Origin of the sequence: Microvirga tunisiensis, assembly GCF_009296175.1 — a bacterium.
GTDB lineage: Bacteria > Pseudomonadota > Alphaproteobacteria > Rhizobiales > Beijerinckiaceae > Microvirga > Microvirga tunisiensis.
Window position 1 is genome coordinate 1 of sequence record NZ_VOSK01000082.1, and the last position, 23,650, is coordinate 23,650.

The following is a 23,650-nucleotide window of genomic DNA, read 5'->3' on the forward strand; positions in this document are numbered from 1 at the left end:
CGACGACGCCGACCCGTATCGACAATCTCAACTCGATCCATAGCCGCACTGTCCTTTTTGACGTCAATAAGGACAGTCAGTGCCAAATCCGACAATTCCTACAAGGCGGCCCACCTCGGATGCGTACGTATCAGGGAGGGGAGAAGAACTTCCTGTATTTCCTTTCAGACGGGAACGGACAAGGCCTGATCGATGCCGAGCTCGCGACACTGAACGATGTCTATGAAGCGAAGATCACCGCTCTCGGCGTCGGCGAGAATGCGAGCCTTTCTCAGCTCGATGACATCGATACCACGGGCGGATCCTCGCTTCTGACCTCCCCCGATCAGATCGATATCGCCGTGCTCGGAACACCGCTTCCAGGCGGTACGGTCGCCGATCTCGACATCTTCGTAAACGGTACTGAAATCCTCAAGATCGGCCCAGAGGATCTTGTCTCGACGCCCAACGGACTTGCCCTTGATGGGTCTGTCGGCGGCCTGAGAAGACTTGTGGGCGATAGCAATACCGTATTGGCGACTGTGACCTTCGCGAGCGGAGAGGTTCTTACGACGGAGCTGACCATCGCAGGCGCTCTGCCCCGCTCGACACACTTCATCCTGTGAGGGAACGATGCTTCACTCATCGAATGGTTTCGTTTCTCGCTACGAGTGTCATCGCCCTCGAGAGAAGCGATTGAGGATCCTGGCGATTGAGGAAGCAGGTGCCACTGCATGGGCAGGCGGCCCAGCGGAACCATCGTTGTGATCGCTCTACTGAAAAGGCTGCGACGTTTCGGGATCGGACGGATCGTCGGTCTCCTGCTTCTCGTCAGCCTTCTCGCGTTGCGCGTCTGGGACCCCAGGCCTATCGAAGCCCTTCGCCAGAAGTCCTTCGACATTTATCAGCTCATGTATCCGCGCGCCGAGCGCCAGGATCTCGTCGCCATCGTGGATATCGACGAGCGGTGCCTATTGGCTCTAGGGCAATGGCCGTGGCCGCGCACGGTCATGGCGGACATGGTCTCGAAGATCACTGAGCTTGGCGGCACGGTCATCGGCTTCGACGTGCTTTTTCCGGAACCGGATCGCAGTTCCCCGGAGGTTGCCGCCACGACCTTCCGAGGATTAGATGATGCCACGAAGGAGAGGCTCCAACGTCTTCCCGGCAACGATGCCGTCTTCGCCGATGCCATTCAGGCTTCCAAGGTCGTACTCGGACAATCCGGCTATCGCGTGTCAGGAACGGCGCCGATGACACGGCCAGCGGCTCAGGCACCCATCGCCACCCTCGGTCCGGATCCTCGCTCTTTTCTGGTCGATTTCCCGCATCTGCTGCGGAATCTTCCCGTTTTGGACGAGGCAGCTCAGGGGCACGGCCTTTTTTCGATCACCCCTGAAGGAGACGGTACTGTCCGCCGCATCCCGGTCGTGGCGGTGGCAAACCAAACGGTGGTCCCGTCGCTGTCTCTCGAGATGCTCCGCGTGGCCACCGGGGCAGGTGTCATTCTCATCAAGACGGATGTGAGCGGTGTTCGCAGCGTCAGCGTGCAGGATTTCGAAATTCCGACAGATGGCAAGGGGCGAATCTGGATCCATTTCTCAGCCCCTGATCTGAGCAAGTACATCTCCGCCATCGATCTCTTGCAGGGCCGGGTTCCCGCCGACCGTATTGCTGGAAAGATGGTGTTGATCGGGACCTCTGCCGCCGGGCTTCTCGATCTCAAGGTCACTCCGATTCATGCGGCTCTTCCCGGAGTCGAACTCCACGCTCAACTCCTCGAAAGCGCTCTTACGAGGTCGACCCTGAGCCGACCTAGCTACACGGCCTTCGCCGAGATCATATTGGCAGCGCTGCTGAGCCTGATCGTCATCGCGTTGGCCCCTAGGGTGAATGCGGGGCCGCTCTTTCTGCTCGGCGGCATGATCGCCGCTCTCACCTTGAGCCTGTCTTGGTATTCCTTCGCGTATCTCGATCTTCTGATCGACTACACCTTCCCGCTGACCTCAAGCTTCCTCGTTTACGCGGTCTTGATCTGCACCAATTATATGACGGTGTCTGCGGACCGCCGCTGGATCAGATCGGCTTTCAGCCAGTATCTCTCACCCGATCTCATCGAGCAGCTGGCGCATTCTCCCGAGAAGCTAACCCTGGGCGGAGAGCAAAGAGAGCTGACCGTTTTGTTCTCGGACATCCGTGGGTTCACGGCCATCTCGGAATCGTACAAGGACGACCCGCAGGGATTGACCGCTCTCATCAATCGCCTTTTCACGCCGCTGACCAAGGACATCGTGAAGCATCATGGAACGATCGACAAATACATGGGCGATGCGATCATGGCCTTCTGGAATGCACCGCTCACCGATTCTTCCCATGAAGCGAATGCCTGCGAAGCAGCTCTCGCGATGCAGCAGAGTCTCGAGGCTCTCAATGCGCAACGCCAGCAGGAGGCCGAAGACGGGCACTTGGTGACGCCTCTTCGGATCGGAATTGGTTTGAACACGGGCGTCTGCGTCGTCGGCAACTTCGGCTCCGACCTGCATTTCAACTATTCTGTCCTGGGGGATACGGTCAATCTGGCGTCCCGACTGGAAGGGTTGACGAAGGAGTATGGCGTTCCGATCATCATCGGGGAGAAGACCGCTCAGGCCGTCGGTCCCCAATTCGCCGTTCTTGAGCTTGACCATCTGCAGGTCAGGGGCAAGCAGGATCCTGAACGCATCTTCGCGTTGCTCGGACGCGCAGACAGGGCCTCCGACCCTGACTTCGGCGAGCTGTTGGAACGGAACGAAGCCATGCTTGTGGCTTATCGATGCCGGGAGTGGTCGCAGGCCCTTGAGATGATCCTTCTGTGTCGGGAGGCGGGCAAGGATTTCGGGCTCGACGATTACTACGATTCCTATATTCAGCGGATCCGCCACCAGGCCGATGCCTCGGCGTCATCCAAGTGACACGGGCACGATCCCGCAAGGATTTATGTCTTCTGAAGTTCGCCGCTCCGCGTCACTTCGCTTCGGATGAGCTGATCCCGCTGGGCGAGATCCGGAAACCAGAACCGCCATAGGGCCGCGAGCATGATCGTCCCGATGCCGCCGATCACGACGGCCGGGGAGGCCCCCACCAGCCAGGCCAGCGTTCCCGACTCGAATTCGCCGAGTTCATTGGAAGCACCGATGAACACCGTATTCACCGCCGCCACACGTCCCCGCAAATCGTCCGGCGTCTCCGCCTGAACGAGAGTTTGACGCACGACGACGCTCACCATGTCGGCCGCGCCGAGGATGGCGAGCAGCACCAGCGTCAGGCCGAAACTCGTGGACAATCCAAACCCCACCGTCGCCAGCCCGAAGACGCCCACGGCCTGCAGCATGCGCAGACCGGCCCGGCGGGCGAGGAGCGACGAGTGCGCCAGGACGATGGCCATGGTGACGGCGCCGACGGCCGGCATGGAGCGCAGGAGGCCGAGCCCCCACGGCCCGACATGGAACACGTCGCGGGCGAAGATCGGCATCAAAGCCGTCGCCCCTCCAAGCAGGACGGCAAAGAGATCCAGGGAGATGGCGCCGAGCAGAAGCGGCTTCGTCCGCAGGAAGACGAGGCCTGCGATGACGCGGGACCAGGTCACCGGCTCCCGTTTGACCTCGGCAGGGCGCAGGCGCAATGCGGCGATGAGCAGGGCGGCCAGTCCGAAGCTCACGGCCGATCCTAGGAATGGCGCCGTCGGGTGCACGGCGTACAGAATGCCTCCGACCGCGGGGCCGCTGATGGTGGCAACCTGCTGGACGGAGGAGTTCCACGCGATGGCGTTCGCAAGGTCGCCCGGAGGCACGAGGGTCGGCACGATGGCCTGTGCGGCGGGGTTGCCGAAGGCCCGGGCGGCGCCGAATGCCACCAGAAGGCCGTAGATCGGCAGGAGGCTCGGCACGCCCGCATGGACCTGCGCGAGAAGGCCGAGCGAGGTCAGCGTCATCGCCGAGAAGACCAGAATGAGGATCCATCGCCGGCTGTACCGGTCCGCGACGAGGCCGGTCAGGAGCACGAGGGCCATCGTGGGCAGGAACGAGGCGAGCCCGACCAGTCCGAGGTTCAGCGCGCTTCCGCTGGAATCGTAGACGAGCCAGGCGACGGCAACGGTTTGGACCTGGACGGCAAGCGCCATGGCGAACCGAGCCGCGCAGAACAGTCGAAAGTCCCTGTGGCGGAAGGCCGCCCAGCCCTTAGACCCCATCTCTTCTGTCCTGACCGCTGTTTGGATATGGCGAGGGCTTCTCTAGCGCATCGTGCTGAAAAGGGGACGCGGTTTTTCGCCCCGAGCGATGCGCCGGTTGGAAAGGATCGTTTCGAGGCGAGGCGAATCCGGTTGGCCGTCAAAAATGCGGCCAATCCAGAACAGAGATGATTCCCCGCTAGGGGAAGCAGCACTGGGGCTCTGTCCCGAAAGGTCAGGACGTTTCCGGTCCATTCTGGAGTCTCCTTCGGGATCCCACTCGCAGCGGCTTCTCAGGATGAGGGCTGTGTCTGAAAGCCCGGATCGGTGGATACGTTCGGCCCTCGCGCTCCCCAGCGTCATCACCTCCCCGGACTTGATCCTGGGATCGGTGCCGGTGATCCCGATGGATAGCCAGCGCTTGGTTCCACTAGCGGTTTCATTGGGCCCTCACACCCTCAACGTCATCACCGGCCTTGTGCCGGTGATCTCGATTGCTTGAAGCGCTGCGCTTTTCCGCATCGAGATGGCCGGCACAATGCCGGCCATGACGAGGAGGATGTGATGACGGGAGCGCGTGGTCGTTGTGTCTCCTGTCACAGAGCCAGCACCCGTAGGCCCAGGGCTTGGGAGCCCTGAGCCGTGGGGGCGATCGAGGGTGGTGCGACGGGCAGCCCGGCTCGATGGGTATGGTGGAATGGAAGAGCCAGGATGCCTCTTCGCACGCGGGACTGTTAGGCGTTTCGACTTGGACCAGCACAGGGCTGCCAAGGGCCTCCCGCCAACCGGCGTGCGAGGCCTGCTGCAGGACCGCTCCCCGCCCCACATCTGCGACGCCTCGTGAGTGCGCCCCGTGGACCGGGATGAGCACGGGTCGAGCCCAGATGATACACAGTGTCAAGAATGAAGTAATAACATTACGTCTCAACACGTTTCCGGCGTCTCGATTCATGATCCGATCCGATGATCGCTGCGGTATCCGTTCTGCTGATTGGCATCACGCTTGCCGTCGTGCTCGTCGTACAAAGGAGCGTGGGACTATCGCGCGGCTTCGTGAAATAGCTGTGTGATCCCGAGGCACCGAGTACGCGGCTCAGCCAACGACTAGAGCATCGGACCCGAAAGTGTACCCACTTCTGGGGGCAAATCCGATGCTCTCCCTCTTGGCTGGCGCATCGTTCGGGCGGAAAACCGGATCCACTTTTCCTCACGACGGGCTAGGTCTTTCTCCTGCCGAGGAACTCAGGGACGACTGCAACCCTCGTGCCGTAGCGCGATGTCGGCCTTGGCCGAGGCCAGCAGGGTGCCACGCTCGTCGAAAATTCCAGCGCGTGCGCTGCCGGTGCCGACGTCGATGCCGAGAAAATGGCTTGCCATGATCGTTCAGACATCCAGTTGTATCCAGAGAGGTCGCAGGTGGCGCATCCGACGGATGTTACAAGTCATTGCTCTGCGGCAGGATGACGAGGTCGCGAATGGTGACGTTTCTCGGTCTCGTCAGCATGAACAGAACAGCTTCGGCAACTTCCGTGGGCTGCAAGAGGCCTCCCGCCGCTAATTCTTCCTCGAGCTTTTCCTTGGGCCAGTCCTTGATCAAGGCGGTGACCACCGGGCCTGGGGCTACGGCGCCGACGCGCAGCCCGTGTTTCGATACCTGTCGCCGGACCGTATGCACAAAGGCCTGCACGGCATGCTTGGAGGCCGTGTAGATCGGCTCCCAGACCACTGGAACGAGACCAGCGATCGAGCTGGTGACGATGATATCGCCGGTCTTACGCTCCACCATGTGCGGCAGCACGGCATGAACAGACCGAAAGACGGCATTGATGTTGAGGTTGAGCATGCGGTCCCAGGCATCGGGATCGCCGTTCAGGATCTCGCCGCCGATGTAGGAACCGGCATTCGCGTGAAAGATGTCAAGCTGTCTGGTTTGCTCCAGGATCTGCGGCATCATGCGGGTGACGCTCTCCGGATCGGTGACGTCGATCTTCAAGGGGATCGCCTGGGGGCCGAGGTCCGCGCAGACGGTCTTCAATGCTCCCTCGTCGCGATCGACAAGCACCACGCGTGCGCCCTCGGACAGCAGAAGCCTGGCGCATTCGAGCCCGATGCCAGATGCCGCTCCGGTGATTGCGGCGGCCTTCCCGGATAATTGTGCGCCCATAGCTTTCTCTCTTGTTGGAATCGGCTCAAGCTCGGCCGTGGGATACGCGCGAACGGCGTGCCAGCGAGTCGACGATGACCGCGATAGCCAGCACGGCGCCGGTGATCATGTACCGAAGCGATGAGGAGAGATCGAGCAGCGTCAGGCCGCTGGCGATCGATTGAATGACGATGATGCCGAGCAGTGCCGAATAGGCGCTGCCACGCCCCCCGAACAGGCTCGTTCCGCCGATGACGGCAGCCGCAATGGCGTTGAGATTGACGTCACCGGTCCCGGCTTGCTGACTGGCTGAGGCCAAGCGCGCGGCGGACAGAATGCCGCCAGTGGCAGCAAGTGCGGAACACAGCATGAAAGCAGTCGTATAGATATAGCGGACATTGATACCCGCCCGGCGTGCGGCCTCGCGGTTGCCGCCCACCGCGATCATCGAGCGGCCCCACTTGGTCCGCGTCAGCGCATAATTCATCGCCACCACGAGCCCGACGAACAGGCCAAACATCCATGGTATGCCGCGGTCGAGGTTCAGATAGTAGACGATGAACTCCAGGACGACTGTAACGAAGACGGCGCGTAAAAGAAGGCTGCCCAGAAACGGCGAGGACAGCCCGGCCTGACGTCGACGAGCCGCGGTTCGGAACTCCAGCACGAAAAAGACGATGCCGGGGAGCGCCGCAAGGACGTAGGCGACGACGTCCGGCATGACGAGCATCTGGCCGAAATTGACCAGCGGCGAGTCGTAGGGAAGATTGATCGAGCCGGTCGAGCCGAGGAGATAAAGCTGCAGGCCGAGAATGGACAAAAGACCCGCCAGCGTTGATACGAAACTCGGCATGCCGAAGCGGTTGAACAGGAAAGCGTAGATTGCGCCTATCAGGGCACCGAACGCGAGTGCAGCGATGATCGCGACAGCAACCGGCCAACCTTGGTTCACCCATAGTACGCCGACGAGCGCCGACGCGAAGCCGCTGACAGAGCCAACCGACAGATCGATCTCGCCCACGATCAGAATGCAGACGACGCCCAGTGCGATCACTCCGACCGTCGAGCAATCGAACAGCAGATTGACGAGATTGTTCGGCGCCAGAAATACCGGGTTGAGACTCTGGAAGACCGTCCAGATAATCACTAGGCCAACCACGACAGGAAGCGAGCCCAGGTCGCCCGATCGGATCCTGTCTAGGAAGGCGCTGACTGCGCCGCCGATCCCCTGGGCATGCTTGACGCGCTCATCTCTGCGGTCGAGCATCGGAGCAACCGGCGAGTTCTGATCCACGCTCTTGGTCATCGGCGTGCCTCTGGTGCTTGACCTTGTGGCGCTTGGGCTTGCACGTTCTGAGCCTGACGCCGGCTGGCGCGGCGCGAAACCGAATTGTTGGAAGCGCCGGTGATGGCGCTGACCAATTCCTGGTTGGATGCGTCGGGATCGAAGACACCGTTGTTCCTGCCGAGTCTGAGCACGACGATGCGGTCCGCGACGGCGCGCACGTCTTCCATATTGTGGCTGATCATGATCACGCCGAGACCGCGGTCGCGCACGCGCTCAATCAGATCCAGCACCTCGGCCGTCTGGGCGACACCAAGGGCGGCGGTCGGCTCGTCGAGGAGAATGAGCTTCGGTTCAAGCAGCAGCGAGCGCGCAATGGCGACGGTCTGGCGTTGCCCGCCGGAAAGCGATGCGACCGGTTCGCGCACGCTGGGAATGCGTGCGGACAGCTCGTTGAGCAGGGTCCAGGCCTTAACCTCCATGGACACTTCGTCGAGTCGGAACGGGCTGAGTTCCTTACCGAGAAAAATGTTGGCGACCACATCGAGGTTCTCGCACAGGGCGAGATCCTGAAACACGGTCGCGATGCCGAGGCGGAGAGCGGCGCTCGGGTCGTCGAGCGTCACCGGGTTGCCGCGGAAGGTGATCGACCCGGAACTCGGCTGGTGCACCCCGGCCAGTATCTTGACTAGCGTGGATTTGCCGGCGCCGTTGTCGCCGACCAGCGCCACCACTTCGCCGGTGTGCACGTCCAGATCGATATCGGTCAAGGCGGATACAGCGCCGAAATTCTTCGAGATACCGCGCAGGCTGAGCACCCGTTCGCGCCCATCGCTTTGCTGTTGATTGGTGTTCGTCATGTGGCCTACCCAAAAGGCATCTGTCCGACGCCATGAGAGTGTCCGGCCGCGGGAAGGCGGCCGGACCGGACTTTGCCGGCTAGTTGATGCCCAGCTTCTTGCAGCCTTCGGCGTAGCGGCCGCCGCAGAGCTGTTCGGCTGTGTTGATCTTCTTGTCAATGATCTCGGCCTTCAGGTTCTGGGCCGTGATCACTGCCGGGACAAACAGCCGCGAGGACGTGTTGAAGAGCGTCGTCTCCGCCTTCGGCGTTTCACCCATCAGGAACTGGATCGCCACATTGGCCGCGGCTGCGGCCACGATCTCACTTGGCTTGGAGATCGTGTTGTACTGGTCACCGGCGATGATAAGTTGCAGTGCCGCGATCGTCGCGTCGTTGCCGGTGACTGTCGGAACCGGATTGACCCCAGCTGCCTTGAAGGCAGCAATCGCGCCGCCGGCGGTGCCGTCATTGGCCGCTACGACACCCAGGATGTTCTTGCCGAAGCGGGTGATCTGTCCGCTTGCCCATTGCTGGGCCTTTGGCGGTGCCCATTCCGGCGTGTCGAATTCCGCCAGGATCGGATATCCACTGCTGTCGAGCCCGGCATGGATGCCCTTCTTGATGAGACCGGCTGCGGCGTCCGTCGGCGAGCCGTTGATCTGCAGAACACCCGTTCCGCTGGCGGCGGTCACGTTGGAAGCCTTCAGATGCTGCACCAGCGAATCCGCTATCGCCTTGCCAATCGCTTCATTGTCGAACGAGACGTAGAAGTCGGCCTTGGCATCGGGCACTGGTCGGTCATACGCGATCACCTTGATGCCCTGGCTCTGCGCCTGCTTGACCAGCGAGGCGGCAGCGGCCGAGTCGACCGGATCGATCACAATCACTTTCGCGCCCTGCGAGATCGCGGAGTTGAATTGTTGCTGCTGGCGCGACACGTTGGCGTCCGCATTCTGGTACAGCACCTTGCAGGTCGGGCAGAGCTTTTCCATCTCGGCCTTAAAGCCGGGGTAGTCGTGCTCCTCGTAGCGGGTGGAGGCTTGGTCGGGCATGAGGAATGCGACAGTGGCATTGGAAACCTTCGCATTTTGGGCCATGGCGTCGCCCGTATCAGCGAGCAGCGAAAGAGCCAGCACCCCCAAGCCGATGAATCTCCATGAAGACTTCGTCATTCGTGTTTCTCCCTCTGATGAATATTATCTATGGCATTGTGCTGCGTTCGCCCGCGAAGGTCGGCGGACAAGAACGCCAGGCGCTTAGGGCCGTTTGTGGTATTGCTCCTTGGTATGGCCAATTTCAGAGTAAAACGCTTTCTCTCGTGAGCGCGCGTGCGCGTTCCCGTAATCTTCTTGATAATCGTTACGTTTCTCCCGAGGCCCTCCGTTTGCCGCCTTGGCCGTGGTGATGTTGTCGAGCAGAAGTCGCCGGAACCGAGAGGGCGTCATACCCTTCTCGGCCAGGAACTGCCGGTTAAAGTTGGACAGATTGTTGTAGCCAACTTCGTAACAGATGCTGGTAATCGAAGCCTGCTCATCGCTCATGAGAATTTGGCAGGCAAGATTGATGCGCATCCGCTTCACATATTGCACCAAGGACATGCCGGTATGCTGGCGGAAAGCGCGCGAGAAGGCGCTCGTCGACTGGCCCGCTATCGTGGCGAGATCAACCTCATTGAAGGGTCGCGTCAGATTATCGCGAAGATAGGCAAGCGCCTTGTTGATGCCCGCCGACATGTAGCCGGAAGGATCGGGCAGATAGCTGGCGCTGGCCAGCATCCGCGATCCCTGTGCCCGGCTCAGCAAGCCGGCGATCAACATGAACAGCTCGATGCGGCGCACGCCCTGGGCATGCATCATCTCTTCCATGAGTGGCGTCAGCCGGCGGCTGGTCTCTTGGTTGAAAAGCACTCCGCGCCGTGACGATTCCAGCATGGGCGCCAGAGCGGCGAGTTCCGGAAAGGTCTTCATGGCTCCGCTGATGAACTCCTCGTTGAACTGGATGATACGGCAGCGCAGCGGAACGCTCGCATCCCTTGGGATATCGCTGACCCAGTTGTGCGGAAGGTTCGGTCCTGTCAGCACCAGGTTGTCAGGCTTGAACTCGCCGATGAAATCGCCGACGAAGTACCTGCCGGTGGTGGCCGCCACTTGGTGCAGTTCGTATTCGGGATGAAAGTGCCAGCGCACCGTGCGGTAGGGATACCCGTGGGACCAGGCGGAAAATGACTCGCCAGGCCTTATCTGAACGACTTCGAGATCCGGCTCCATGTCCGTTTCCTCCGGGTCGTCTGCGAGCATCCCGCAATGACCCTCGCTCCCAGTCGGCTGGTTTTCGTTTCGGCTCTCATATACGCATTACGGTACCTATCGCCGCAGATGAGTGCCAGCACGATTCATGGCAGACAATAATACTATTTTGGCACCATAAGGCGGAGATCAATCATAATGTACGCGTGGCGGAGTTCGCAAATGGCGTCGGATTTGCGAACTCCCGACCAAGTTTTGCCTGCCGTCCAGAGTCAAATGCCTCTCGTTCAGTGTCAGCTCTAGAGTGCCACCAGGAATGTCTTCTCCTGGCACGCCTGAGACCTAAGCCGGAGGGCCGCAATCCTCAGCCAACCAGACATTCAGAAAATTCGGCGAACGTCACTGCCTGACCCGCAGGCGACATTATTGCTTTCCCGCAAAACACCCGCCGTTCTTCAAGACCTCCAGCGTCGGTCCCAAAATCGCGCCGATCAGGTTGCGGACTTGATCCACGACCTGATCGTCATCGCCAGCCCAGCGCCGGAGCGACATGCTTCAGGATAACCTCGATGACATGGGCGTTGTAATCGACGCCGAGCTGGTTCGGCACGGTCAGAAGCAGCGTGTCGGCCTCTGCAATCGCCTCGTCCGCCTTGAGTTCCTCCACGAGCTTGTCCGGCTCTGCGGCGTAGGAGCGGCCGAAGATCGCGCGCATGTTGTCGATGATACCGATCTGGTCGTTGTCGTTGCCGCGCCCGAAATAGGCGCGGTCGCGGTCGTCCACGAGTGCGAAGATCGAGCGCGAGACCGAGACGCGAGGTCTGCGGGCATGCCCCGCCTCCTCCCACGCTTCCCTGTAGCGGCGGATTTGCTTGGCCTGCTGGACGTGGAAGGGCTCGCCGGTCTCGTCCTCCTTCAGGGTCGAGCTCTGGAGATTCATGCCCTGCTGCGCGGCCCACACCGCAGTCGCGTTGGAGGCAGACCCCCACCAGATGCGCTCGCGCAGGCCCTCCGAATGCGGCTCGAGGCGCAGCAAGCCAGGAGGGTTGGGGAACATCGGGCGTGGGTTCGGCTCAGCAAAGCCCTCGCCCTTAAGGACGTTCAGGAGCACTTCTGCGTGGTGGCGGCCCATGTCGGCGTCGCTTTGGCCCTCTTGAGGCACGTAGCCGAAATAGCGCCAGCCATCGATCACCTGCTCAGGCGAGCCACGGCTGACGCCGAGCTGGAGCCGCCCGTCGCTGATCAGATCGGCAGCACCCGCATCCTCGGCCATGTAGAGAGGGTTCTCGTAGCGCATGTCGATGACGGCGGTGCCGATTTCGACGCGGCTCGTCTTCGCTCCGACCGCCGCCAGCAGCGGGAAAGGCGAGGCGAGCTGGCGCGCGAAGTGATGGACGCGGTAGTAGGCCCCGTCCGCGCCAAGCTCCTCGGCTGCCACGGCAAGGTCGATGGATTGGAGGAGGGCATCACGGGCCGAGCGCGCCTGTGACTGCGGTGAGGGTGACCAGTGCCCGAATGAGAGAAAGCCGATCTTCTTCATGAGGCGGTCCTATGCAAATGCCTTCAGTTGATTCGACACGATAGCAGGCAGATCGGCTATTCGTGCCGAAGATCCCCTACGATCGCCACCACGGCAGATCAATCTTGCCGGCTTTTGCGAAACGCTGTCGCATCTCCTCTCCAAGAAGAGCTGGTTGGTCACCTCCGCATGTCTCTCGGTCGAAACGGATCGGTCAGCTCAGTGCAGTCAGCCGTCCATGAAGCGTTTACCCTGGTCTGAGAAATAAGTCGGACTCGACATGCTCGCAGTCTCGGGCATGGATAAGGCGCTCCGCCTCCAATGGGATCCCCCCTTCATTCTACCGCTCGCATTCGAGGAACAGTTCATGCCGCTCATCCGATGCGCCTGCCACTCCGGCTTCTCCTACTGGACAGGAGCAGCGGCAGGTCCGCCAGACGCGTTGCGGTCCGGCTCGGAGCCGCCGGCATCGGGTGGTCCCGTTGATCCATCTATCTTCGAGGAGATTGCCTCGGCGAGCCGCATCCTCGCGGTCCAGAGCGTGCTGGATGCCTTTGGACATGTGTCAATGCGCCATCCAACGGCGCCGGATCGGTTCCTGATGTCGCGCTCGCTTGCGCCGGCGCTCGTGACAGCGGGCGACATCATGGAGTTCAATCTCGATGGCGAGGCCTGCGATCCGCAGGGTCGAGGCGTCTTCTTGGAGCGCTTCATCCATGGCGCGATCTATCGGGCGCGCGCCGATGTCGCCTCCGTGGTGCACAGCCACTCGCCCTCGGTGATCCCATTTGGCCTGGTCGAGACACCCATGCGCGCGATGTATCACAACGCCGATTTTCTGGCGGAGGGCGTGCCGGTATTCGACATCGCGGAGGAGTTCGGCGCTACGGACATGCTGGTCGGCAGCTGGCAAAAGGGAGCGGCGCTGGCGCGATCCCTCGGCGCCAAATCCGTCGTGCTGATGCGAGGACATGGCAGTGTCGCGGTCGGGCCGAGCCTTGAGGCTGCGGTTTTTCGGGCCATAATGACGGAAACGAACGCCAAGCTTCAAAGCCAGGCGACCATCCTGAGCCAAGGCGGGCCGATTGCGGCGCTTAGCCCGGAGGAGGGCAGGCTGGCGGATGCCGTCAATCTCAGAGTGATCCAACGTCCCTGGGAACTGTGGAAGCGGTCCATCTCAGGTCGTTCACAAGGGCTCCGGCATAAAAAACTTTGGACAGGCCAAGCCAGAAAGTTTTGGACAAGACAGTTCCCAAAAGATCCTATCGGCCATCAGGCAGCAGCGGTGCCCCGCAAAGAGGGCCTCGATAGACGCGACTGTCCAAGAGGAAACAGCAAGGAGAGCTGGCGAGCATGCGGAATCCTCCTGGGTATCGGCCGCAGGACCCGTGCGGTAGGGCAGCCACAGGATGCGTCGGCCATCCGCCCGTTCCAGGGTCCCGGACAGGAGCAGGCGCAGGGCTGCGGATTCGAGAAGCGGCAGCAGCGCCCGACTCCAGGCCGAGGTATCCTCGCTCGAAGCGGGAGCCTGACCGGATGATAGATGCGCCGTCGGCTCATACTCGCCGAGGGTGGGCAGATGATGTACCTCATCCACCACGAGCAGGGTGCGATGGCGGCGGAACTCAGCCAGATGCAGTTCCGGTGCCGCCGCAATGGCCTGGTACGTGGTGACGTATCCCGCTAGGCCCCGGCTGGGATCCGGCTCATTCCCGGCAACGCGAACCGACAGGGCGTGGCCGAGCACAGTTCGCCACGCCCGATCAGCAAACGCCTCTTCCGCTTGGAGACGAAGGCTGTCGCGGGGCACGACCCAGCAGATCCGCTCGACTTGGCCGGCCTTGATCAGGTGAGCCGCAGCAATCACCGGGAGGAGGGACTTGCCGCCGCCAGGTGTCACGGCAGCGAGGATGTCGGTGACCTCTGACGCTTCCCCACGCGCCATTGCGGCAATAAGGGTTGCCAGAGTGGATTGGTGGGCTCGCAGTGGGGGCCTGTGAGACGTGACCATCGAGAGCGGTCCAGGGGCAAATCACCAGCCCCAACATGAGGCGTTTCCGGCCCCGTGTGAATCCCTGCGCCTAGCTTGCCCGCGGAGGGGCCACGCAAACGTCGGGTAGGCCACTGGTTAGCTCGTGATCTTCGTGCGCAGAAGTTGGAGCCGACTGAGCGCCGACGGCGGTATCTGGAGGCAAATGATCTGATTATTACGGACGAATAGCTTAAGACCCCGCGCCTCGGGGCTACAGTCTGTTGACGGGAATGGGCCAGTTAGATAGGCCCACCACTTCCATCATAACGCACTGAAATGTTTCACGGAGCAGACGGTCCATGCCGACCGCGCTCCTAGGGAGAACATGTCCCAGCAAGGAGATCCCCAGTCTTCCTGCTTCAGTCATCCATCACTTTTGAAGTAGATGTAGCGGGACACTCTGCCAATACTGTCCGAATGCCTTGAAATCCAAGGTTTCTCCGCCTTTGCGGCCCTGGTTGACTACATGATGATGTACAATTCGAGCCGCCGGCGTCAAGTCGTGGGTGAAATTTCGCCGGGACCCGCCTTGTCCAGGATAGGCCCGATCAGGTGATGAAGCTTCAGTTCTCAATTGATGCGGCCGCAAGGTTTGCCATGAGGGCTGGATGCCGCTCCTGCCAGGGACGTGGACGCCAGCATCTGCAGGCCAGGCCGCCCGCAGCGTCTTCGATCAGTCTTCAAGGCGCAACTGTACTCTCCTGCCAAGCCGTGCCGCACCCCGATGTCGCGCGGGCTGGTTCGAACGACATCCCATCTGACGAAACGGAGCTTCTTCAACGACGGCCCGTGGCTTGGAGGTGCAATGAACCGGAGCGCAGCATGGCGTTTCTTGACTGGTGATCGCACTTCCATGAACTGCAGGAATGAGTGGGACCGCATGCTTCAAGCGGGTGAACAATGCGCGGCGCACAGCAAAAGTCCGCCAAGGATGTAACGTCCAACAGGCACTACGTCACGTTTTATGGGAGATTTGTAACGCTTTATGGGAAATGTGCCTGATCCCATAAAGCGTTACAAATCTCCCATTAATCGTTATTGAATGTCCGAGTAACGGGGGCGTTTAAGGGGCTAGAAAAACGCACCAAGAACAGGACTTGCATTCTGCCTTTAATATTGGCGAGAAAACTGTTGCGCCACAGCCTGCTTTCGTCGGACCAGATGTTTGGCTTGGTTCCTACTTTGGGATCCACCCAACTCTCACGGTTTGGGGAGGTCAGTGATTAGGGCGGCCTCAAACGGAGAGGGGAAGATCCTCCCCTAATTTCCAAACAACGCTTGGGATCCCGGAGGATCAGCACATCCAACAAGAAAGCGCCCTCGAACGACAGGCGCAGGATCCGGCAATAGGCCGGCCGGCGGTTGCGGCGGGGCTCGTTCTGGCCTTTTGTCATTTTGACATTGGCGTCGTGCGGGCCGGAAAGCCCGCCCCCGATATCCGCAGGTCTGATCCCGAACGATGCAAGGTCCGGAGCGGCAGGCGCCCCTGTTGAGACCGCATCCTCCCCGAGGACAGGTTTGCCCAGAGTGCCTCCGGCAGATGTCCACCTTGGCTCCCGGAGTGTGGGGTGCTGCCATCACGATTGACAGCAGGGCTGGCCGGGGATCACTCTTCGAGGGTGGGGGCACGCCACAAGGACGGCTGCCATGGACACTTTCGACCCCATCCTGAACTGGAAGCTGAAACAGGGCTCGCACGCGTTCCCTGGCCAGGACGGCGGCACCTGCATCAACGAAGCGGCTATCGTCGCAGCGGGTTTTCCATACCGTCCCGTCAGGTCCGTGCAGGACATGCCGGACTGCTTCTCGCGCCCGATCTGTGCGCTGGCGATGCAACTGAACGATGAGGCCACCGATGAGGAGCGCCAGCACCTGCTGCCCTTCGTCACCCGTCTGGCCTGCGCCGACACCGCAGAGGTCGAGCGGGAGCGGGAAGTCTACATCACAATGCGCCTGAGATTTCGTCGGTCATTCCGGGACCGTGTCGGAATCCTTGAGCGCGCGCTGGCGATCGGGCGGCAGGCTGATGGGACGGCGCCTGAGGAGGTGAGGACACGGATGGCTGCCGTTCAGCGGAACGCAGCAACACCCACCTCAGTGGCCGACCATCCCATGTTCGCCAAGATCAAGAGCTGGTTCGGTGCGGCGAAGACGACGGAACCGGCGGACTGACTGTCACCGCCTTCGGTCGGCGAGCGAACGGATCCTGGGTATGGGATGTATCCTGGGACAGGTCATGCTGAACCGGCAGGAGCGCTGATGCACTTGACCGCCGGATGGAAGGAGCGGGGTGACGTCTATGTCCTGTAACGTCATGCAGGCGATAGGCCCCGCTCCTGGTAGCCGGGGCAATTCCGAGGTGCGCGGCTTGCGCTGGCCCGGCAAACAACCATCAAGATTCATAGGGACATCTGCAAGAAGTCTCACGGTTGTGGAGTATAGTTTGCAGATCGTCTTGCCAGTATAGAGCGAATTCGTCGCCTGGCCTCGGCCAGACTGGAGTCAAGCGTGAGTCGTCACGGCGGCGAAAAATAAATATTCGCTCTGCGGCTTGACTCAATTTGCTTGGCTTTCCGATTCGCCTAGCCCGAGCGGCCGGTGGAAAGCGGGATTAGCATTAATCATTTCTTACTGACCGACTCCACACGCAACACCGAATCGGCCATCACTCGGATGTTGCGACACAGTGGTGTTCACAACGACCGACAGCTTGAGCCGCCAGACCATCAGCGCTTCCGACGGGTCCTCGCAAGACCGGCCCCCGGAAGGTTGCCGTGTTGGTGCTCAGGACCATCGGTGACGGGATCGGTGACGGCGCAAGAGAGCGCCTTCGGTCTCGTTGGGCTGTGATCATCCGCGACGGCGCAACCCTCTTCGAACAGGAGAAGACCGTGAACTAAGGCCAGGCAAAACAAAAGGCCCACGAAGCTGGAAACTTCGAGGGCCTTTGGAGTCACCGAGGGATCGGCGACAGGAATGTTTTGAGCGACTTCCTTATGCCATCCCGACAAGCTGTGTGTCAAGAACATCGGTTTCGGTGAACGCTCCCGTTTTGCCCTCAACATGGAGGGTGCGATGCAACTTGCATCGTCAGGAGGCCGGCGGCTGAGACATGCCGCTCTGGCCGCGAGAAAGTTCGTGCTGGAATCCGGACGAACCGTGACACGAAAAGAGCTCTCGGCGGCGGCTCGCGATGCCGAGAAGGCACTCCGTCTGAGCGCGCCACAACGGCTGGTCCTGAGCCAGCTTGTCGTCTGCTGGGGCGAGCATGACATCGACCGGCTGCTCGTCTGGCCGTCCAACCAGCGGCTGACAACAGCCACCGGATTATCCGAGCGGTCGATCCGCAATGCCGTCCGCGCCCTGATCGAACTCCAGCTGCTGCTCCCGAAGGACTCCCCGAATGGCAAGCGCTACGCCGTCCGGGACAAGCACGGAAATGTCATTGATGCCTTCGGCTTCGATGTGACGCCGCTTTATGCGCGCCGGGGCGAGTGGGCTGCCACCACCGCTGCGCAACGGCAGGCGAAAGAGTTCCTGAAACGCTCCTTCGACGAAATCACAATCTGCCGTCGCGCCACGGAAGAGGCGCTGCATGCCCTTGTTCGACACCATCCATCCGTCGATTGCGCCGATCTCGAGAAGCGTCTCGCTGGGTTGAAAGCTCGCACCCCGAAACGCTCCGGGACCACGCTACCGGCCGGGCTCGCCGATGCCTGGAGCGAGATGAGACAACTCGCTGAGGAAGCGTTTTATCAGGCAAGCTGTGACGGCACGACATTCCGGCACATTGAGGCAGAGAAAGAATCCTCTAGTGAGACTTGTTACAACGGCGACCAGAACGACGCTGAACCAGCCGCCTACGATACGCCGCCGTCTCATCTGCCGCTGCCGGCCCTGGTCGTCGAAGCCTGCCCCGTCATCGATGGTTATACCCATCCCATCCGGGATACGGCTGATCTCGTGGCGGCTGGAAGCTTCCTGCGCGCATGCCTGGGGACACACCCGAGCGCCTGGACGGAAGCGGTGGAGGAGCTTGGTGCTATCCGCGCCGCAACGGCCGTGATCTATGTCCTGCAACGCCACGAAGACGATGTCAGAAGCGGCAGAAACAGCATTCGAAATCCCGGAGGATACTTCCGGTCGATGGTGCGCCTGATCAAGAACGCTGAGATCGACCTTCAGGCCGAACTGCTCACGCTACGCAGGCACAAGCTCGCTCAACAGGATGGAGGCGCCTTGCCGCGGCGTGGGCGGTGCGATGCGTACCGTCCCGACCACGGGCCACAGGCCGATCATCTCCCTCGCGACCGGGCGGAGCCCGGCACCAGCCATATCTTCATGCGAAGGCATTCGCACAGGGCAGCAGGTGCGTTGCAGTTTGAGGGGCGGCCGGGTTCATGTTAGCGGGATGATGGCGTAACCGAAGACTTTGCAGAAGGACAATTCTGATGGAAATCGGACTCTACACCTTCGGTGACGTGGGCGCCGATCCCGTGACGGGACACCGGATCGGACCGGCCGAGCGCCTGCGCAACCTCGTGGAGGAGATCGTCCTTGCCGATCAAGTGGGGCTCGACGTGTTCGGCCTCGGTGAGCACCACCGGCCCGACTATGCCGTCTCAGCGCCAGCCGTCGCGCTGGCCGCGGCGGCGACGCAGACCAAGCACATTCGCCTGACAAGTGCCGTCACGGTGCTGAGCTCCGACGACCCGGTCCGGGTGTTCCAACAGTTTGCTACCCTCGACAATCTCAGCCACGGTCGGGCCGAGATCATGGCCGGCTGCGGCTCCTTCATCGAGTCGTTTCCGCTCTTCGGCTACGACCTCGACGATTACGACACGCTCTTTGCCGAGAAGCTGCAGCTTCTCATGCAGCTCAACGAGGGCGAGCGCATCACCTGGCCCGGCGGGCAGCATACGCCCCCGATCACGGATCGTGGTGTTTACCCACGCCCCTGTCAGGACAAGCTGCCGATCTGGATCGCCGTGGGCGGCACGCCTCAGTCCGTCGCACGGGCCGGGGTGCTCGCGCTGCCGCTTGCCCTGGCCATCATCGGCGGCGAGCCGGCCCGTTTTGCACCCCTTTTCGACCTGTACCGGCAGGCAGCCCAGCGGGCCGGCCACGATCCCGCAACCCTGAAGACATCCATCAACGTGCACGGCTTCGTCGCCGACACCACCCAGGAGGCTGCCGACACCTTCTATGCCCCGCAGGCGGAGGTGATGAACCGGATTGGGCGGGAGCGCGGCTGGCCGCCGACGAGCCGCCAGCAGTTCGACGCGGCCAGGGGACCGCGCGGTGCGCTGTTCGTCGGAAGCCCTGCCGAGGTCACGGACAAGATTCTTGCCGCGCATGAGATCTTCCGGTTCGACCGCTTCCTGCTCCAGATGGCCATCGGCGTGATGGACCACGTCAAGCTGATGCGAGCAATCGAAATCCTGGGGACGAAGGTTGCGCCGGAAGTTCGCAAGGCAGTCGCCTCAGGGTGACAGGATTCGTGGGCGGCTCTCCTGATCAGGCGGTCATCCGAGCCATGCATCAATCAAGCTCGATCGTCTGGGTCCGGAGTTCTCATATTTCGGTCCTCGCAGAGAGAGACATTCAGAGTCGATGCACAAGGTGGTCATTCACAAAGCTGGCGGTTACGAGCAACTGAAGCTCGAAACCCACCCCGTGCCGAAACCGGGCGATCGTCAGGTCCTGATCCGCACCGAGGCGGTGGGCGTGAACTACGCCGATATCTGCGTGCGTTGGGGCGTGTACGAGTCTGCGCGCCGGTTCGTGGGCTGGCCGATCACACCGGGCTTCGAATATGCCGGTCGGGTGGAGGAGGTTGGCCGCGGGGTCGCTCATGTGAAGCCGGGCGATCCGGTGTTCGGGTTGACCTTCTTCGACGGCTATTCCACCCATGTCTGTGCCCCGGCCGATCTCGTCTGGCCCAAGCCCGAAGCGCTGGACTTCGAAGCCGCCGCGGGTTTCCTGGCGGTCCATCTCACAGCCTATCATGGCCTGCTGCAGAACGTGGTGATCCGGCCCGGCATGAGGGTGCTCGTGCATTCGGCCGCCGGCGGAGTCGGGTCGGCACTCGTTCAGTTATGCAAGCTGCACGATCTGCACGTGACCGGCGTGGTGGGAGCCAGCCACAAGGTCGAGCATGTGCGCCAACTCGGCGCTGACGCCGTCATCGACAAGTCCACGCAATCGCTCTGGGATGAAGCCCGACGCCTATGCCCCGATGGCTATGACCTGGTCTTCGACGCGAACGGCCCCGAAACCCTGGCGCAGAGCTATGCGCATTTGCGCCCGACCGGGAAGCTGCTGGTCTACGGCTTTCACACCCTGCTGCCCAAGCAGGGCGGGCGCATCAATTATCTCAAGGCCGCTCTCGGCCTGCTGAGGATGCCACGGCTCAATCCCTTGATGATGACAACCGAGAACAAAGGTGTGGTGGCGTTCAATCTGTCGTTTCTGTTTGGTCGCACCGACCTCCTGCGGGCTGCCGTGAACGACCTGACAGCCTGGGTGGAAAAAGGCAAGATTGCCGTGCCCAAGATCCGTTCCTTCGCGCTGGCGGACGTGGCTCAGGCTCATCGCGCTCTGGAATCAGGCGCGACCACGGGCAAGCTGGTCCTGCGAACAGCGCCAGCCTCATGAGCGGCGCTCTCCCCATCCCACCTGAGCTCCTTGAACAGGCTCTCGCCAAGCTCAAACGGCTCTTGTACAAACCGTCGTCTTGATCCGCAGCGATCTCCGGACCATGGCAGTTCGACTGCCCGGCACTCTTGGTCCTGAACCATGAGCCGGTCCCGGACCCGAAATCCTCTCAGCGATCACCCTGACGGACCAGGAGCGATACCATCGGTCAGATCCGTGACAGGATGCGGCGATCACCGGCCGCATCCCGCCAGCCACCGGAAGCCGCGTCAGGACAACCTTAAGGGACGCACCGCCGCATCACCCGCGCAAGACGCTGCGAGAACGCCTTCGCGTCGGCCGGCAATTCCCCGTCCAGGATCCGCGCCTCGTCCAGCAGCAGGTGAGCAGCGTCCTCGCGCAGAGCCTGCTGATCCTCGCCCAGGTTGGCCAGGGCCACGACGAGGTCATGGCGCGGATTGATCTCCAGAACGGGTTTGGCCGCGGACGTCAGCTGACCCGCGCGGGCGAGAAGCCGCTCGAGCTGGCGGTCCATGCCGGTCTCGGACGCCACGAGGCAGACGGCGCTCTCCGTCAGCCGCTCGGAGGCGCGGACATCGGCCACGGCCTCGCCCAGGGTGGTCTTCACAGATTGGATGAAGCCCGTCACCGCCTCCGTTGCCGGCGCGCCCGTATTCTCCTGGGCCTCGAGCAGCGGAATCTGCGCCAGGTCGGCACCGCCCTGGGTCACCGACTTGAATGGCTTGCCCTCGTAATCGACGCCGGCCGTGACCCAGAAACTGTCGACCGGATCAGGCAGCAGCAGCACCTCAATGCTGCGGGCCCGGAATCCTTCGAGCTGCGGCGAGGCCTCGAGCCGGGCGAGGTCCGTGCCCGTCACGTAGTAGATAGCCGTCTGATTCTCCTTAAGCGAGCCGACATAATCCTTGAGCGAGCGCCACCCGCCACCGGACGCGGTGGTCTTGAACCGGCCCAGTCCCAGCAATGTCGAGCGACGCTCGAAATCTTCGTAAAGCCCTTCCTTTAGCACCGGGCCGAAGGTCTCCCACACCTTGGTGTAGGCCTCAGCATCGTTCTGCGCGAGCTTCTCGAGCTCGCTGAGCACGCGGCTGGTCACGCCCTTCTTGATGGCGGCGAGAAGCGGGCTCTCCTGGATCATCTCGCGCGAGACGTTGAGTGGCAGGTCGGCCGAGTCGACCAGTCCGCGCACGAAGCGCAGGTAGCGCGGCAGGAGCTCGGCCTCGTCGGTGATGAAGACCCGCTTCACGTAGAGCTTCATCCGCCCGTGGCGGTCGGGATCGAACAGGTCGAACGGCGTGGAGCCCGGCACGAAGGCCAGGGCCGTGTACTCGTGGCGGCCCTCGGCCCGGAAATGCACCGTCAGGGCCGGCTCGTCGAACTGGCCGGCGACGCTGCGGTAGAAGTCGGTGTAGTCCTCCGGCGTGATTTCGGAGCGCGGCTTGACCCAGAGGGCGGCACCATCAGCAATCTCCTGCGGCTCCGCGCCTGGCTTCTCGACAAGGGAGATCGGCACCGGAACATGGCCCGACTGCTCCTTGACGATGCGCTCGAGCCGGTAGCGCTCCGTGTAGGATGCTGTGTCCTCCATCAGGTGGAGGATCACCCGGGTGCCGCGGGCCGGGGCCTCGTCGACGGCTGCGGGCGCGACTGTGTAGGATCCCTTGCCGTCGGACGACCAGATCGTGGCCTCCTCACTGCCGGCGCGGCGCGAGACGACATCGACCCGGTCGGCCACCATGAAGGCCGAGTAGAAGCCAACGCCGAACTGCCCGATGAGCTGAGCCCCTTCGCCGCCCTGGGCGGCCTGGATCCGGTCCATGAAGGCCTTGGTGCCCGAGCGCGCAATGGTGCCGAGCGCCTCGATCATCTCGTCCCGGCTCATGCCGATGCCGTTGTCCTCGACCGTCAGGCGGCGGTTATCGGCATCGATCAGCAGCGTGATCCGGGCCTTGGGATCATCGCCGAACAGGGCAGGGTTGGCGATCGCCTCGTAGCGCAGCTTCTCGCAGGCATCGGCCGCGTTCGAGATCAACTCGCGCAGGAAGACGTCCTTGTCGGAGTAGACCGAGTGCACCATCAGGTGCAGCAGCTTGGCGACATCGGCCTCGAACGTGTGGTTCTCAGGGGCGGGCGTGGTGTCAGCAGTCGTCATGGCGTGAGATGAACCTTGTTGCTCCGGCAGGCGACGAGATGGCCGTGAACGGTCAAGATTTCAAGGCTTCGGGTCAACCTGGATGGGCCAGTACCTCTCAGAGGTACTGGCCGCCAGCTAGTGTTCTGTCACTGACGAGTGATTCCGAAATCCGATCCGACGTGCGATCCTGCTCTGATGGGCAAGATCGAACGCATTGAGGTTCCCGCCGCTGATCGAGATCGCTTGGAGAGCTTGGTCGGTGACCGCAACACATCCCAGAAGGTCGTCTGGCGGGCTCGGATTGTTCTGCTGGCTGGTGAGGGCCTGCGCGCTACCGAGGTCGCCGGCCGCGTCGGCACGAGCACTCTGACGGTGAGGCGCTGGCGCCGCCGCTATGCGCAGGCGGGCGTCGACGGGCTTCTCAAGGACGCCACCCGCCCGCCAGGGCGCAAGCCCCTGACGGCCGCGGTGATCCAGCGGGTTGTCGACATGACCCTGCATGAGAAGCCGCCGCGAGCGACGCAGTGGAGCGTGCGCTCGATGGCCGCTGTCACAGGCCTGTCCCACACCAGCGTGCAGCGGATCT

At 62.0% G+C, this 23,650-nt stretch carries 17 protein-coding genes and 2 pseudogenes; 9 read left to right on the top strand and 10 right to left on the bottom strand.

Annotated features, from left to right (window positions below; translation table 11 throughout):
• Both FS320_RS19345 and FS320_RS19350 read left to right on the top strand, forming a co-directional pair.
• Positions 1 to 605, top strand: a 605-nt coding sequence (locus FS320_RS19345; protein WP_210252210.1) for a hypothetical protein, incomplete at its 5' end; no start/stop codon positions are given.
• A 108-nt stretch (positions 606 to 713) separates the two neighbouring features.
• Positions 714 to 2,930 carry a CHASE2 domain-containing protein gene (locus FS320_RS19350; RefSeq protein ID WP_152713450.1) on the top strand — a complete coding sequence of 739 codons (2,217 nt, stop codon included), beginning with the start codon at positions 714 to 716 and terminating at the stop codon, positions 2,928 to 2,930.
• Between the two features lie 23 nt (positions 2,931 to 2,953).
• Here the strand turns inward: FS320_RS19350 and FS320_RS19355 are convergent, their stop codons facing one another.
• The 8 genes and pseudogenes from FS320_RS19355 to FS320_RS19385 all read right to left on the bottom strand — a co-directional run bounded on the left by FS320_RS19355 (position 2,954) and on the right by FS320_RS19385 (position 12,241).
• A complete protein-coding gene (locus FS320_RS19355; RefSeq protein ID WP_152713452.1) occupies positions 2,954 to 4,207 on the bottom strand; it encodes an MFS transporter in 1,254 nt (417 codons plus the stop codon).
• A gap of 1,221 nt (positions 4,208 to 5,428) precedes the next feature.
• Positions 5,429 to 5,563 (bottom strand): hypothetical protein, encoded by a 135-nt coding sequence (locus FS320_RS49805; protein WP_274597194.1) that lies wholly within the window; start codon positions 5,561 to 5,563, stop codon positions 5,429 to 5,431.
• 58 nt (positions 5,564 to 5,621) lie between these two features.
• Complete coding sequence (locus FS320_RS19360) at positions 5,622 to 6,350, bottom strand: SDR family oxidoreductase (RefSeq protein WP_152713454.1); 729 nt, start codon at positions 6,348 to 6,350, stop codon at positions 5,622 to 5,624.
• Between the two features lie 25 nt (positions 6,351 to 6,375).
• Positions 6,376 to 7,635, bottom strand: a complete 1,260-nt coding sequence (locus FS320_RS19365) for a sugar ABC transporter permease (protein ID WP_152713456.1) — start codon at positions 7,633 to 7,635, stop codon at positions 6,376 to 6,378.
• Positions 7,632 to 8,474, bottom strand: a complete 843-nt coding sequence (locus FS320_RS19370) for an ATP-binding cassette domain-containing protein (protein WP_152713458.1) — start codon at positions 8,472 to 8,474, stop codon at positions 7,632 to 7,634. Before FS320_RS19370 ends, FS320_RS19365 begins: the two co-directional genes overlap by 4 nt.
• Positions 8,475 to 8,553: 79 nt before the next feature.
• A complete protein-coding gene (locus tag FS320_RS19375; protein ID WP_152713460.1) occupies positions 8,554 to 9,627 on the bottom strand; it encodes an ABC transporter substrate-binding protein in 1,074 nt (357 codons plus the stop codon).
• A 213-nt stretch (positions 9,628 to 9,840) separates the two neighbouring features.
• Positions 9,841 to 10,722: pseudogene (locus FS320_RS19380) on the bottom strand (AraC family transcriptional regulator); the annotation flags it as partial.
• Between the two features lie 502 nt (positions 10,723 to 11,224).
• Positions 11,225 to 12,241: an LLM class flavin-dependent oxidoreductase gene (locus tag FS320_RS19385; protein ID WP_152713464.1), complete on the bottom strand. Its 1,017-nt coding sequence runs from the start codon at positions 12,239 to 12,241 to the stop codon at positions 11,225 to 11,227.
• A gap of 346 nt (positions 12,242 to 12,587) precedes the next feature.
• Here FS320_RS19385 and FS320_RS19390 point away from each other — a divergent pair, with 346 nt between their 5' ends.
• Positions 12,588 to 13,760 carry a class II aldolase/adducin family protein gene (locus tag FS320_RS19390; protein ID WP_244627231.1) on the top strand — a complete coding sequence of 391 codons (1,173 nt, stop codon included), beginning with the start codon at positions 12,588 to 12,590 and terminating at the stop codon, positions 13,758 to 13,760.
• An 87-nt stretch (positions 13,761 to 13,847) separates the two neighbouring features.
• Here FS320_RS19390 and FS320_RS48025 read toward each other — a convergent pair.
• A pseudogene (locus FS320_RS48025) lies at positions 13,848 to 14,231 on the bottom strand (DEAD/DEAH box helicase family protein); the annotation flags it as partial.
• A gap of 1,668 nt (positions 14,232 to 15,899) precedes the next feature.
• Here FS320_RS48025 and FS320_RS19400 point away from each other — a divergent pair.
• From FS320_RS19400 to FS320_RS19415, 5 genes are all read left to right on the top strand, one after another.
• A complete protein-coding gene (locus tag FS320_RS19400) occupies positions 15,900 to 16,424 on the top strand; it encodes a hypothetical protein (RefSeq protein WP_152713468.1) in 525 nt (174 codons plus the stop codon).
• Between the two features lie 602 nt (positions 16,425 to 17,026).
• Entirely contained in the window at positions 17,027 to 17,152 is a 126-nt protein-coding gene (locus FS320_RS49810; protein ID WP_274597193.1) for a hypothetical protein, read from the top strand.
• A gap of 175 nt (positions 17,153 to 17,327) precedes the next feature.
• On the top strand, positions 17,328 to 18,659 hold the full coding sequence (repC, locus tag FS320_RS19405; protein ID WP_152713470.1) for a plasmid replication protein RepC: 1,332 nt from the start codon (positions 17,328 to 17,330) through the stop codon (positions 18,657 to 18,659).
• A gap of 44 nt (positions 18,660 to 18,703) precedes the next feature.
• Positions 18,704 to 19,744: an LLM class flavin-dependent oxidoreductase gene (locus tag FS320_RS19410; protein WP_152713472.1), complete on the top strand. Its 1,041-nt coding sequence runs from the start codon at positions 18,704 to 18,706 to the stop codon at positions 19,742 to 19,744.
• 121 nt (positions 19,745 to 19,865) lie between these two features.
• Positions 19,866 to 20,909, top strand: a complete 1,044-nt coding sequence (locus FS320_RS19415) for a synaptic vesicle VAT-1 family membrane protein (protein WP_152713474.1) — start codon at positions 19,866 to 19,868, stop codon at positions 20,907 to 20,909.
• Positions 20,910 to 21,189: 280 nt separating this feature from the next.
• Here the strand turns inward: FS320_RS19415 and htpG are convergent, their stop codons facing one another.
• Positions 21,190 to 23,082: a molecular chaperone HtpG gene (gene htpG / locus FS320_RS19420; protein WP_152713476.1), complete on the bottom strand. Its 1,893-nt coding sequence runs from the start codon at positions 23,080 to 23,082 to the stop codon at positions 21,190 to 21,192.
• Between the two features lie 177 nt (positions 23,083 to 23,259).
• On the opposite strand from htpG, the gene FS320_RS19425 reads away from it, so the two are divergent.
• Positions 23,260 to 23,650: helix-turn-helix domain-containing protein (locus tag FS320_RS19425; RefSeq protein WP_152713122.1), on the top strand; the 391-nt coding region annotated here is incomplete at its 3' end.